Origin of the sequence: Clostridioides sp. GD02404, from assembly GCF_045898275.1 — a bacterium.
Classification (GTDB): Bacteria; Bacillota; Clostridia; order Peptostreptococcales; family Peptostreptococcaceae; genus Clostridioides; species Clostridioides difficile_A.
This window is the reverse complement of sequence record NZ_JBJOCA010000017.1, coordinates 1-14,717: the sequence shown is the minus strand read 5'-3', so window position 1 is coordinate 14,717 and position 14,717 is coordinate 1. Positions and strand designations below refer to the sequence as shown.

Genomic DNA, 14,717 nt, shown 5'->3' with positions numbered 1-14,717 from the left:
GATGGGAATGGATATAGGTTTAAACGAATATACCCTAGCTATAGTTACTTTAGATAAGAATATGAAAAATGGTGGAGGTTGCCCAATATTTTATGCAAACGATGAGAAAGACTTACAAAATAAGGCAATGTTGATGTCTAAGTGTGTAGGTGGAATGGTTCATGATATGACAAATGGAACGTTAATCATAGTAAAACATTAAGGTTATAAAATATTTCTAACAACAAATAGTATTCAAATTTTTAAAATACTTAAATTTGAATATTATTTGTTTTAATCTTTTTTATAGCTAGTTACTTATATTGACTATTAGAATTAAAATGTGTTATTATGACATGAAATGCTTAAAAATGCTATTATAAAATATAATAAACTTACAAACTGTATATGAAAATATATTATAATAAGCTTTGATGAATACAAAAGAGTGGTGAAAAAATTGGAAGTAAATGTAAAAAAAATAAATAACATTATAAGTAAGGTTTACAAAGATAGTATTGCAGAAGAAATGGGTATAGAAATAGGAGATTTACTTATATCTGTGAATGAACAGCCAATACATGATATAATAGAGTATAGATTCTTACTAAGTGATGAATATCTAGAAGTAGAAATACAAAAAAAAGATGGCGAAGTCTACATATACGAGATAGAAAAAGACTATGACGAAGATTTGGGTGTTGAATTTACAAATCCAATAATTGACCAAGCTAAAAGTTGTAGAAATAAATGTATGTTTTGTTTTATAGACCAGTTGCCAGAAGGAATGAGAGAAACTCTTTATTTTAAAGATGATGATTCGAGACTATCTTTTTTGCAAGGGAATTTTGTTACACTTACAAATATGAGCGAAGAAGATATAAATAATATCATTAAATATAGAATAAGTCCTATAAATATATCTGTGCATACGACTAACCCAGAATTAAGACAAAAAATGATAAGTAATAAATTTGCAGGAAAATTATATGGTATAATGAAGAGATTGGCAGATGCTCATATAGAAATGAACTGTCAAATTGTTTTATGTCCAGGTATAAATGATGGAAAAGAATTAGAGAGAACAATAAGAGAATTAGCTCAACTTTATCCATACGTAAATAGTGTTGCTATAGTACCAGTTGGAATTACAAAACACAGAGAAAATTTAGCAAACCTAGACATATTTGATAGTGAAGGTGCAAGTAGGACGATAGAACAGATACACAATATGCAAAAAAAATATCTTAATGAAATAGGGACTCGATTTGCCTTTTTATCAGATGAATTTTATATATTATCTAATAGAGAGTTACCTACATATGAAGAATATGAAGGTTTTTTACAGTTTGAAGATGGTGTAGGAATGATACGTAAGTTAAAATCAGAAATCGAAGAATATTTAAATACATTACCAGAAAAAATTCTTAAAAAAGAGAAAAGAGTTTCAATAGCTACTGGTCATTCTGCATATGAATTCATACAGAGTATGGCAGATGCTATGATGGACAAGTTTAAAAATCTTCAGGTAGATGTGTATGAGATAAAAAATAAATTTTTTGGAGAGACAATAACTGTATCAGGTCTTTTAACAGCTAAAGATTTAAGAGAGCAACTTGAAAATAAAGAATTAGGAGAAGCTCTTTATATAACAAGAAGTATGCTAAAAGCAGATGAAGAAATTTTCTTAGATAATATTGAATTAAATCAATTAGAAGAACTTATGAAAATAAAAATTATCCCATGTTTGAATGAAGGAAAAGACTTTGTGGATAAAATTTTAAAATAGAAAACAAAAGATGGAAGGAGAAACAACATGAGTATAAGTAGGCCAGTTGTAGCTGTAGTTGGGAGACCAAACGTTGGTAAGTCTACAATATTTAATAAATTTGCAGGAAAAAGGATATCGATAGTTGAAAATACACCTGGAGTTACAAGGGATAGAATATTTGCTGAAGTAGAGTGGTTAGATAAGTATTTTACATTAGTAGATACAGGAGGAATTGAACCTGATAGCGAAGACATAATATTATCTCAAATGAGAAGTCAAGCTATGCTTGCAATGGACATGTCACATGTAATACTTTTTATAGTTGATGGTAAGGCTGGAATAACAGCAGCTGATAAGGAAATTGCACAGTTACTTAGAAAGACAAAAAAACCAGTAATATTAGTAGTTAATAAGATTGATAGTCAGAGTCAATTTGACAATATATACGATTTTTATGAATTAGGATTTGGAACTCCTTTTGCAGTTTCAGGAGCTAATAGTATGGGATTTGGAGATTTATTAGATGAGATAGTTGAAAATTTTCCAGCAGGATTAGATACAGAGTATGAAGAAGATATAATAAGAGTAGCTATAACAGGTAAACCAAATGCAGGTAAAAGTTCTATACTTAACAAAATACTTGGAGAAGAAAGAGTAATTGTAAGTCCGATTGCGGGTACTACTAGAGATGCAATTGATACTTATTTTGAAAAAAATGGACAGAAATTCCTTTTGATAGATACAGCAGGGCTTAGAAGAAAAAGTAAAATATATGAGACAATAGAAAAATACAGTGTAATAAGAGCCATGAGTGCTGTAGATAGAGCAGATGTAGTATTAATTGTAATAGATGCCTTAGAAGGTGTAACAGAACAAGATACAAAAGTTGCTGGTATAGCACATGATGAAGGTAAAGGATGTATATTTGTAATCAATAAATGGGATTTAATAGAGAAAGATAATAAGACTATGAGTAATTACACAAAAGATATAAAAGAAAAATTCCCATTTATGATGTATGCTCCAATTGTGTTTGTTTCTGCAAAGACTAATCAGAGAATGAATAAGATATTGGATACAGTTGAGTATGTATCAAATGAACATTCTAAGCGAATATCGACTTCAGCATTAAATGAGGTAATTGGAGAAGCAGTAATGTTAAATCAACCACCGTCTGATAAAGGTAGAAGGTTAAAAATTTACTATGGAACTCAAACAGATATTAGACCTCCTAAGATTACATTGTTTATAAATGATAAGGACTTAACTCATTTTTCATATCAAAGGTATCTTGAAAATAAGATAAGAGAAAACTTTGGATTTGAAGGAACTTCCATAAAATTTGAGTATAGACAAAAAAATAAGAAATAAATATTTAAAATATAACTAAAAGGGGGAATTTCAGTGGAGATATTTAGTTATATAATTATCGCTGTTGTTGCATATCTTTTAGGCAATATATCGACTTCATACATAGTTGCAAAGCGAATTGCTGGAGTTGATATAAGGACTCAAGGTTCAGGTAATGCAGGTTCAACAAATGTACTTAGAACACTTGGAAAAAGAGCAGGAGCAATGACATTTTTAGGAGATGTTCTTAAAGGTGTAATGGCTGTGTTAATATCAGAGCTTGCAGCAAGATTAGTTGGTATAGATACTCTTTTAGCTGGATATCTGGCAGTTATATGTGTTGTAGCAGGTCATAATTGGCCAGCAGTTTTAGGGTTTAGAGGAGGTAAAGGTGTTGCAACTTCGTTAGGGGCAATGCTTGCTGTAAATCCAGTAATAACACTAATGTGTCTAGCAGTATTTATATTGGTGGTAGTTATAACAAAGTATGTTTCATTAGGTTCTGTCGTAGGAATCGGATGTTCACCAATATTTATGATTATAGTAAAAAATAAAGCTGGTTTAATAGTAGCTTTGTTTTTAACTGCATCAGTAATATACAATCATAGAGCAAATATAAAGCGATTATTAAATGGGACAGAGAGAAAGATTGGTCAAAAGAAAGAATAGTAAATATATTATACTCAGGTGGTGTTAAACATGGAGAAAGTATGTGTATTAGGTACTGGAAGTTGGGGAAGTGCATTAGCTTTAGGTCTTGCAAAAAAAGGTAACGATGTGAGTATGTGGACTCGAAAAGATGAACAAGCTAAAAAAATAAATAGGACTAAAGAAAATACAGACTATTTACCAGGAGTATTATTTCCAAATAATATAACTATAAGTACTGACATAGACAAAACTATAAAAGATTGTAAAGTGATAATTTTAGCAGTTCCATCACAGGCTGTAAGGAGTACTTGTCAAAAAATAAAACCATTTATAAAAGAGGGACAAGTTATTGTTAATGTGGCAAAAGGTCTTGAAAAAGGTACTGGACTTAGATTATCTCAAGTCTGTGAAGAAGAATTACCACAAAATCCATATGTAATACTATCTGGACCATCTCATGCTGAAGAAGTAGCAAGAGAAATCCCTACTACAGTAGTAGTAGCTTCTGAAGATTTAAAAATAGCACAGATGATACAAGACTTATTTATGAGCCCTAAGCTTAGAGTTTATACGAATCCAGATATAGTTGGAGTAGAACTTGGAGGAGCATTAAAAAATATTATAGCCTTTGGAGCCGGAATATGTGATGGATTAGGATATGGTGATAATGCAAAAGCTGCTCTTATGACAAGAGGTATTAGTGAAATGAGTAGACTTGGAATTGCTATGGGAGCTAATGTGTCTACATTTGCAGGTCTTTCAGGTATAGGAGATTTAATTGTTACTTGTACAAGTATGCATAGTAGAAATAGAAGAGCTGGTATACTTATAGGTCAAGGTATGAGCCTAGAAAATACTTTAAAAGAAGTAAAGATGGTTGTAGAAGGTATAACTGCTACCGAAGTAGCACATGATGTAGCTGAAAAATTGAATATAGACATGCCAATAACTAATGCTATATATTCTGTAATAAACAAAGGTTCAGATCCTAAGGAAGTTGGAATAGAACTAATGATGAGAAGTAAAAAGCATGAAATGGAAGAAGTCGTTTTAGGTGATGAGATATAAGTCATTGTAATACAAAATAAAAAAATAATAAATTTGTTTTAGCCCTCTTTAATATAAAGAGGGCTATTTTAATTTTATATAGCATAGTCTATGTATATACAGTATAATAAATTATTTTATATGCAATTTATAGTTATCATGATTGTCATTATATCTTTTTAATATAATGGATTTTAATAAATTTAATTCACCTTAAAGTTTACCAGTTTCTGTATGTAGGGGAAATTAATATTGCTAGTCTTTATTTTTCTATTTTAAGAATATTAACCCCTAACTCTAAATATAATTTAATAAGATTAGATGTATAGGAGGAATAATATGAATAATAACATATACGAAGATATATCCAAAAGGACTCAGGGGGATATATATATTGGAGTAGTGGGTCCTGTAAGAACAGGAAAATCAACTTTTATAAGAAAATTTATGGAAAAGTTGGTTATACCAAACATAGACAATGAGTTTAAGAAGGATAGAACAAGAGATGAGATACCTCAAAGTGGCTCAGGTAAAACTATAATGACAGTAGAACCAAAATTTGTACCAGCAGATGGCGTAGAAATTAAAATAAAAGACACAGTATCTCTGAAAGTAAGAATGGTAGATTGTGTTGGATACATAGTTGAAGGAGCTTTAGGGCATGAGGAAGGTGGAAAACAAAGATTGGTATCAACTCCTTGGTCACAAGAAGCTATGACATTTGAAAAGGCAGCAGAAATAGGAACTAAAAAAGTTATAAAAGACCATTCTACAATAGGAGTAGTTGTGTTGACAGATGGTTCAGTTACTGGTATTGACAGAAAAAGTTATGTAGAGCCAGAAGAAAGAGTTATACAAGAATTAAAAAGCCTTAAAAAACCATTTGCTGTTGTTTTAAATACACTAAGTCCAAAAAGTGAGGAAACAAGTATGCTTAGAAATGAATTGGAAGAAAAGTATGAAGTTCCAGTTCTTCCAATGAATGTAGTTGAAATGGAAGAAGATGATATAGAGGAAGTTATGGAAGCTGTATTGTATGATTTCCCACTTACAGAAATAAGAATTAATTTACCTAAATGGGTTGAAGGTCTAGAAAGAAATCACTGGATAAAAAGTAGCATAATAACAACATTAAAACAAAGTATTATAGATATAGGAAAAATAAGAGATATAGAAGGAATTATGCAAGGATTTTCTGAGTTAGAGTTTTTGGAGGATACAGGTGTTGATAATGTAGAGTTAGGAGAAGGCGTTATAAATATTGATTTACAGACAAAGCAAGATTTATTCTATAATGTTCTTGAAGAAAAGAGTGGATTTAAAATTGAGGGAGATTATCAATTGCTTAGTCTAATAACTAGATTATCTAAGGTTAAGAATGAGTATGATAAAATAGAAAGTGCTTTAGTAGATGCTAAGATAAAAGGATATGGAGTAGTAGCTCCTTCTCTAGAAGAACTTAGTTTAGAGGAACCAGAAATAATGAAACAAGGAAAACAATATGGTATCAAGCTAAGAGCTAATGCACCATCACTTCATATTATAAAGGCAGATATATCTACAGAAGTTTCTCCAATAGTTGGTAATCAGAATCAAGGTGAAGAGATGATAAAATATCTTATGGAGGTGTTTGAAGAGCAACCAGCAGATTTATGGGAATCAAATATGTTTGGTAAGTCACTTCATGATTTAGTGAAAGAACAATTACAGAGTAAATTGTATACTATGCCAGAAGAGATAAGAGTTAAGATGCAAAAGACTCTACAAAAAATTGTAAATGAAGGAAGCTCTAATATTATAACTATTTTATTATAAGAATATAAGCTACTTATTAAAGTTAAACGATTGTTTACTTTATTAAGTAGCTTTTTATTTATAAAAATTGACAACAAGTGCTAATTATGGAAAAATTATATATATAAGATACATTTTTCAACATTATTATATTAAAATATTAGGAGTAAAAGATGAAGAAGTCTGAAATATTTATTTTTGTAAGCATAATAATACTCTGCTTTGTAATTTCTCCAAACAAGGTGTCTGGACAAGAGGATAATTGTTTTGAAGATTTTGAAAGGTGGGTTCAAGAAAATAAAAATAACAAAGAAGAAATAGTTTATACTCTTCCTTGTGATATGGTAATAGACGAAGAGTTTAGATTTTATATTCCTCATGACAGTAATTTTACAATAGATACCAACAAATGTAAAATACTGATAAAAAATCATGGAAGATTTATTATTGATGATAATGAACTAAATATAATAGGTGAAGGAGGAAAAGAAGGAGTAATACATATAGAAACTGGTGGAAGTATAAGTATCGGTATAAATAACATAATTGCTACTGATGGGACAGCCTTATACGTTGAAGAAGGAGGAGACTTATATATTAAATCATCCTATGAATCTGTTGAAAAAATAAAGGCAAATGGAAAAGATGCAATAGGAATTTATACTGAAAATGATATTAGAATATTAAATAAGGATATTGAAGTGAATGGAGAGAGTGCTATAGGTGTTTATTCTAAAGGTGATGTTGAGATAGAAGAATCTTCAATAAAAGCTTATAGTAGTAGCAAAGAAAATGGATTATTAAGAGCTAATAATAAGGCTGCACAATCAATTGTATCAGAAAGCAAGAAAGTTTATATAATTGATAACTCTAATGAGCTTATACCAGCTATATCTGAAGATTCTGGCTATAATATTATAACATGTTGCCATAGGGGAATTGATGTATTTAGTGAAGAAATAAAAGTAAGTAAAGATGATAAAATAGAAGATATAAAATTTCCGAAAGATATGGTATTAGAAACATCTAGTGGTAATCAACTTGATATAGATGTAGAATGGGATTTTACTGGTTATTATGAAAAGTTAAAAAAAGAAGAAATTTTTAGTATAACAGGAAAGTTTAAAATAGAAACATTAAATAGAGAAAAAATTGTAATAAATGATGATGTTGTTCCTATTTTGGACATATCTGTTGCAGAGAAAAAACCAATAGATAATTTGGAATTAGATTATCAAAACACAAGAGATGGATATGTAGCTGTTTTGTATTTTGATATGCCATACAATGCAAATAAAGTTTTTGTTGAATATTCAGCAGATGGAATCAATTGGACATCTGAGGAACAGGAAGATATTAGAGACCAAGCTATACTTTTTTTTGAAGATTTTAAGCTACGTTGTTTTAGAGTAAGAGTGGAAGGCGGATTAAAAGAAGGTTATTCAAATATGGTTTTTAAACCAGGATTTATAATGGGTGGTGGTGACAATCAAGAGACACCAGATGATGAACGGGGAAATGATGATATTGATGGTGACCGTGGCGGTGGTGGTAGAGATGACCCAGATAGAGAAAATGATGAATTTGATTTAGATGATAATAAGAAAAATGATAATTCCACTGAAGAAATACCTGAAGATTCTAACAATATAACAAATTTCAATAATGAAGAAAAAGATAATATTCACCAAGAGGATGAAAAAAATGATAAGTCTAATGAAGATATTATAGAGAAAGATAAAGAAACTAATAAGACTAATATCAATAACAGAGATAATGATATTAAGAATGATGAATTAACTATTATAGATAAGTATGAGAATAGTTTAATTCAAATATTAAAAAGAGATTATGAAGAAAATCAGGAAAGTAAAAATACGACTGATAGTAAAAAAATATCAAATGAAAAAGAGACTTTTAAATTAGATAAATTTAATAATAGCTCAAACTCTACTTCTAATTCACATAGTAAAACTCAGAATTTTCAAGGTAGGAGTGTTATTTGGGGTGGAATTATAGTATCAGTTATGTCATTTTCAATAGTAGTAGTAAATCCTGGTATCATAAAATATGTAGATAAATTTATAAAACATAAAAAATAGACAGAATCGTTTAAAGCATTTTAAGCTTATTAAAAAATTAATAGGAGAACAATATGAATAAAATAAATAAAATTTTTCTTCTTATAAATTTATTAACTATAATTTTTATAATTTTACCAAGTAAGAGTTTCTCACAAGAAAATAATTGTTTAGAAGATTTTAAAAATTGGGTTGTAAAAAATGAAGATAATAAGAAAGAAATAGTTTATACTCTTCCTTGCGATATGATAGTAGATAATTATTTTGAATTTAGTATTCCATATGGAACTAATATTACAATAGATACAAATAAATATAAGATACTTATAAAAGATAAAGGACATTTTAATATTAATGGAAACAAGCTAAATATAATTGGAGAGGGTGGAAGTGAAGGAGTAATACATGTAGAAAAGGGAGGAAAATTAAATATAGGAATAGATAATATAGTTGCATTAAATGGAACTGCGTTATATGTTGAAAAAGATGCAAATTTGAGTATAGATAAATATTATGAGGAGATTGGAAATATAAAAGCAAATGGAGAAAATGCAATAGGAATTTATTCGGAAAATGATATTAGAGTAGATTATAAAACAATTGAAGCTGATGGAGAAAATGCAATAGGAATTTATTGTAAAGGAGAAGTCGAAATAGAAGATACCTCAATAATTATACATAGTGGTAATAAGAAGCAAAATGTATTATTGGAAAATAAAAAAGTTAAGTCGATTGTATCAGAAGCAAATAAGATTTATATTATTGGAGAACAGAATACAATTACTCCAGATATACCTCAGAATAAGAATTACGAGATAGTAAATTGTAACTATAGAGGGATTAGAGCTTTTGAAAAAGAAATGAACATATCAAAAGAGGATAAAGTAGAAGATATAATATTACCAGATAAAGTACGTTTAAGAACTTCTAGTATGAACTCTATAGATTTAGATGTTGAGTGGGATTTATCAAACTATTATAATGATTTAAATAATAATACAGAGTTTATTATAATAGGTAAATTTAAAGAAGAAGATTTAAATGAGAAGAACATAATTGTAAACAATGATGTTATTCCTGTTTTACATGTCTATATTGTTAATAAAGAACCTATAGATGATTTAGAAGTATCTTTCTTAAATTTTAAAAATGGTTATCTAGCTACATTAGATTATAGTATGCCATATAGTGCTAAAAAAGTATTTGTGGAATATTCAGAGGATGGTGTAAATTGGGTAAGTGAAGAATTAGAGAATATTAGTAATCAGGTTATGCTTGATTTTGGAGATTTCAAGTTACGATGTTTTAGGATAAAGGTAGAAGGTGGATTGAAAGAAGGTTATTCAAATGTGTTTTTAAAGCCTGGATTTGTAATGGGAGGAGGAGGTAATCAAATTACACCAGATGATGAACAAGAAGTCGATGATGATAGTGGAGACCGTGGAGGTGGAGGTAGAGATGACCCAGATAGAGAAGACAATAAGGTTAATTCAGGTGTAAATAATAAAAATAACAATAATACTGATGAGCAAAGACCATTAGATTCAAGTAATGTCATAGAAGATAATGGAGAAGAAAAAAATAATAATCAACAAGATGAAGAAAATAATAAGTCACATGAAAAACATACTGAAATAGATAAAGAAGTACACAAAGAAAAGAGTGAAGAGAATATCAATAATAAAGTTAAAAATAATAATTTAATTGAAAAAAATAAAATTGAAAATAATTTAGAACAAGACCTAAAAGAAGTTTATAAGGAAAATAATGAACTTTCTAAAAATACATATAATGATAAAGTAATTTTAAGTAAGACAGATGGTATTGAAGTAAATAATTCTAATGATAAACTAAAATCTATTTCAAAGCCATATGATAAGACTCAGAGTTCTAAAAGTGAGCTTATAATTGGAGTTGAAATCATAGTTTTAACCATGTTATTTTCAGTAGTAGTAATAAATAGGGATATTATAAAATATATAGATAAAATTATAAGATTAAGAATTAATAAATAAAATACATTAAAGAGACATAATTTTACTTGACAGAATAATCAAATAGGAGAAAAAAATGAATAAAAAAAATAAGATATTTCTTCTTATAACTTTATTAGTAAGTATTTTTATAATTTTACCAAAGAAGAGTTTTTCGCAAGAAGACAATTGTTTGGATGATTTTAAAAACTGGATTGTAAAAAATGAAGATAATAAGAGAGACATAGTTTATACTCTTACATGTGATATGGTAATAGATAATTATTTTGGATTTAGTGTTCCAAATGGAGCTAATGTCACAATAGATACAAACCAATATAAAATACTTATAAAAGATAAAGGTAATTTTAATATTAGTGGTAATAAGTTAAATATAATTGGAGAAGGAGGGAATGAAGGTGTAATACATGTAGAACGGGGAGGAAAATTAAATATAGGAATAGATAATATAGTTGCACTGAATGGAACTGCTTTATATATAGAGAAAGAAGCTGAACTAGTTCTAGCTACATATTATGGAAAGACTGGAAATATACGTGCAAGTGGAGATAATGCAATAGGAATTTATTCAGAAAATGATATTAAAGTAGAATCTAGAATAATTGAGGTTAATGGAAAAGATGCTGTAGGTATTTACTGTAATGGAGAGGTGGAAATAGAGGATACATCAGTAATTGTTAATAAGAATAACCAACAAAATACAATAGAAAATAATACAAAAGGCGAATCAATTGTATCAAAAACTAAGATTGTTTATATCATTGGTGATGGGAATGTAATAATGCCAGACATACCACAAGATGAAGATTATAATATTATAAGATGTAATCTTAGAGGCATTAGTGTATTTGAAGAGGAATTGATATTAACAAAAGATGATAAAATTGAGGATGTAGAACTCTCAAAAGAAGTAAGTCTAAAAACTTCAAGTGGAAAAATTGCAAATATAAATGTAGAGTGGGATTTATCAAATTACTATACTGATTTAAACAAAAATCTAGAGTTTATTATAAGAGGTAAATTTGATGAAAATATTCTAAATGAAAAAAATATAGTATTAAATCAAGATGTTTTTCCAGTTATAAATATCTCTATTAGAAATAAGGAGCCTATAAATAATTTAGTTGTGTATTTTAGAAACCGAGAATATGGTTATACAGCTGCCTTAGATTATGACATGCCATATAATGCAAAAAAGGTATTTGTGGAATATTCTGATGATGGTATAAATTGGATAAGCAGTGAACTAGAGTATATTACAAATCAAGCCACAATTGATTTTGAAGATTTTAAGTTGAGATGTTTTAGAGTAAAAGTGGAAGGTGGATTAAGAGATGGGTATTCAAATATATTTTTAAAACCTGGATTTGTATTAGGAGGGGGGAATAATCAGATTACACCAGATGATGAACAAGAAAATGAAGATGCTGGTGGTGACCGTGGAGGAGGAGGAAGAGATGACCCAGATAGAGAAGAAGATAATAATGGCAATCTAAATAATGACAATAAAGATAATAATAGTAGTAATGATGAAAAAACTCCTAATACTCCAAATGACAACAATATAGAATCTGATTCTAGCAGTACTACAAGTAAGAATCCTCCAAAGGATAACGATGATAATAATATAACTAATGATAAAGAAAAAGACGAGATTTTAAAAAATGAAGATGAGTTAAAAAATGAGGATAAATCTAACAAAAGTTTTATCTTAAAAAATGATAATAAAGGCTTAAAACAAAAAACTGTATTTAGCACTAATAATCAATCATATTTTTATAATGAAGGTTTTTATAATGACAATTTAGATATGAATAATAATCAATCAAAAATAAATAATCAAGTAAATCACAATAATGAAAATAAAGATGAAACTAACTCTAAGTTATCACCTAAAAAATATAGCATTGGGAAAGAGCGTTTCATTTTAATTGGAGTGTTAAGTTTAACTATGTTTTGCTCTATATTGATTGTAAATCCTGGTACAAGAAAAAGTATAATTAGATTCATAAAAATAAAAAAATAATTTTTAGAAAGGTATTGCTTATCAAATTATGAGTTTGTTAAGTAATACCTTTCATTATTATGAAAACTATATATTGTTATCAATAAAATGTACAATACATATAATTTGACTAAATAGTATAAAAATAATAGAATATTGAAAAAAAATTGACAAATGAAGGTATAGGTATTAAAATATATTAAATATATACATAAAAAGTGATTTACTAACAAATAAATGAAATATATGCTAATAAAAAGTTCAATTTGTAAAAATGTAAGATTTATAAAAAAATAAGGGAGGATATTATCATGAGAGCAATTTTAACAGTAATTGGAAAGGACAAACCAGGTATAGTAGCAGGAATCAGTGATGAGTTATTCAAGCAAAATATTAACATAGTAGATATTTCACAAAAGATATTACAAGAGTATTTTACAATGATTATGATAGTTGATTTAGAGAAAGCATTAAACTCTTTTGAGCAAACGGTTGAAGACTTAATAAAAAGAGGAAAAGAATTATCAGTAGATGTAAAAATTCAAAGAGAAGAAATATTTAACTCAATGCATAATCTGTAAAAAACAGTAATAGGGAGGTGATAATAGTGAATGTAGGAAATATACTTGAGACAATCAAAATGATAGATGAAGAACAATTAGATATAAGAACTATAACTATGGGGATTTCTTTATTAGATTGTATAGACCCTGATGGAGATAAGGCTAGAGAGAAAATATATAACAAGATTATGAATTCTGCTAAAGACTTAGTAAAAGTTGGAAAAGAAATAGAGCGTGAATATGGTATTCCAATTGTAAATAAGAGAGTATCAGTAACTCCAATATCTATTATTGCAGGTGCAACAGATGAAAGTGACTATGTAAAGTTTGCACAGACATTAGATAAAGCTGCAGAGGATTTAGGTATAGATTTTATAGGTGGATTCTCAGCATTGGTTCAAAAAGGGTATACAAAGGGTGATAAGATATTAATTAAATCAATTCCAAAAGCCTTGGCAAGTACAAACAAGGTATGTGCTTCAGTAAATGTAGGTTCTACAAGATGTGGTATAAATATGGATGCAGTAAAAGAAATGGGAGAAATTATAAAAGAAACTGCAGAATTAACGAAAGATGCAAAGGGATTTGGTTGCGCAAAACTAGTAGTATTCTGTAACGCAGTTGAAGATAATCCATTTATGGCAGGAGCTTTCCATGGTGTTGGTGAAGCTGATAGGATAATAAATGTCGGTGTAAGTGGTCCTGGGGTTGTTAAAAGAGCCTTAGAAAAGGTAAAAGGAGAGCCATTTGATGTTGTAGCAGAGACAGTTAAGAAGACTGCCTTTAAAATTACAAGAGTTGGACAATTGGTAGCAAAAGAAGCTTCTAGTAGACTGGATGTACCATTTGGAATAATAGACCTATCATTAGCACCTACACCAGCTATTGGAGACTCAGTGGCAAATATATTAGAAGAAATGGGTCTTGAAGTTGTTGGTACTCATGGTACTACAGCAGCGTTGGCTCTTTTAAATGATGCTGTTAAAAAAGGTGGAGTCATGGCTTGCTCACATGTTGGAGGTCTAAGTGGTGCATTTATACCAGTATCAGAAGATGCGGGTATGATTGATGCTGTTATCAAAGGTGCTTTGAGCATAGATAAGCTTGAAGCAATGACTGCTATTTGTTCTGTAGGTCTTGATATGATAGCTGTTCCAGGAAGTACTACAGCAGGTACACTGGGAGCTATGATAGCTGATGAGGCAGCAATAGGTATGATTAATAATAAAACTACAGCAGTTAGAATTATACCAGCTCCAGGATGTGACGTAGGTGATATGGTGGAATTTGGTGGTCTTTTAGGGCGAGCACCAGTAATGCCTATAAATACAAATTCGTCTGAGTTATTTACTCAAAGAGGAGGAAGAATTCCAGCTCCTATACATTCATTTAAAAACTAAGTATGTTTACATATAGTAATATTTAAATAAATATTTAGAAGATTGAATTAAAGATATTCATATATTAAAAAATTATAATTAA

At 28.9% G+C, this 14,717-nt stretch carries 11 protein-coding genes; all 11 read left to right on the top strand.

Going from position 1 to position 14,717, the window contains the following annotated elements; translation table 11 throughout:
* Position 1 precedes the first annotated feature (1 nt).
* The 11 genes from Q3287_RS11375 (at position 2) to Q3287_RS11325 (ending at position 14,635) form a co-directional block, all read left to right on the top strand.
* Entirely contained in the window at positions 2–202 is a 201-nt protein-coding gene (locus Q3287_RS11375; protein WP_021385530.1) for a capping complex subunit for YIEGIA, read from the top strand.
* 237 nt (positions 203–439) lie between these two features.
* Positions 440–1,768 (top strand): DUF512 domain-containing protein, encoded by a 1,329-nt coding sequence (locus tag Q3287_RS11370; protein WP_054277276.1) that lies wholly within the window; start codon positions 440–442, stop codon positions 1,766–1,768.
* Between the two features lie 27 nt (positions 1,769–1,795).
* Positions 1,796–3,121, top strand: a complete 1,326-nt coding sequence (gene der, locus Q3287_RS11365) for a ribosome biogenesis GTPase Der (protein WP_054271206.1) — start codon at positions 1,796–1,798, stop codon at positions 3,119–3,121.
* A 33-nt stretch (positions 3,122–3,154) separates the two neighbouring features.
* A complete protein-coding gene (plsY, locus tag Q3287_RS11360) occupies positions 3,155–3,769 on the top strand; it encodes a glycerol-3-phosphate 1-O-acyltransferase PlsY (protein ID WP_021385546.1) in 615 nt (204 codons plus the stop codon).
* A gap of 30 nt (positions 3,770–3,799) precedes the next feature.
* The gene (locus Q3287_RS11355) at positions 3,800–4,819 is read left to right on the top strand and encodes an NAD(P)H-dependent glycerol-3-phosphate dehydrogenase (protein WP_407964105.1); all 1,020 of its coding nucleotides are present in this window, start codon (positions 3,800–3,802) and stop codon (positions 4,817–4,819) included.
* Between the two features lie 318 nt (positions 4,820–5,137).
* Positions 5,138–6,613: a stage IV sporulation protein A gene (gene spoIVA / locus Q3287_RS11350; RefSeq protein WP_054271204.1), complete on the top strand. Its 1,476-nt coding sequence runs from the start codon at positions 5,138–5,140 to the stop codon at positions 6,611–6,613.
* 152 nt (positions 6,614–6,765) lie between these two features.
* On the top strand, positions 6,766–8,694 hold the full coding sequence (locus Q3287_RS11345; RefSeq protein WP_407964104.1) for a hypothetical protein: 1,929 nt from the start codon (positions 6,766–6,768) through the stop codon (positions 8,692–8,694).
* A gap of 53 nt (positions 8,695–8,747) precedes the next feature.
* Positions 8,748–10,688 (top strand): hypothetical protein, encoded by a 1,941-nt coding sequence (locus Q3287_RS11340; protein ID WP_407964103.1) that lies wholly within the window; start codon positions 8,748–8,750, stop codon positions 10,686–10,688.
* A 55-nt stretch (positions 10,689–10,743) separates the two neighbouring features.
* On the top strand, positions 10,744–12,693 hold the full coding sequence (locus Q3287_RS11335; protein WP_407964102.1) for a hypothetical protein: 1,950 nt from the start codon (positions 10,744–10,746) through the stop codon (positions 12,691–12,693).
* Positions 12,694–12,983: 290 nt separating this feature from the next.
* Positions 12,984–13,253, top strand: a complete 270-nt coding sequence (locus Q3287_RS11330) for an ACT domain-containing protein (RefSeq protein ID WP_054271200.1) — start codon at positions 12,984–12,986, stop codon at positions 13,251–13,253.
* Positions 13,254–13,279: 26 nt separating this feature from the next.
* A complete protein-coding gene (locus Q3287_RS11325) occupies positions 13,280–14,635 on the top strand; it encodes a PFL family protein (protein ID WP_021385371.1) in 1,356 nt (451 codons plus the stop codon).
* Positions 14,636–14,717: the final 82 nt, after the last annotated feature.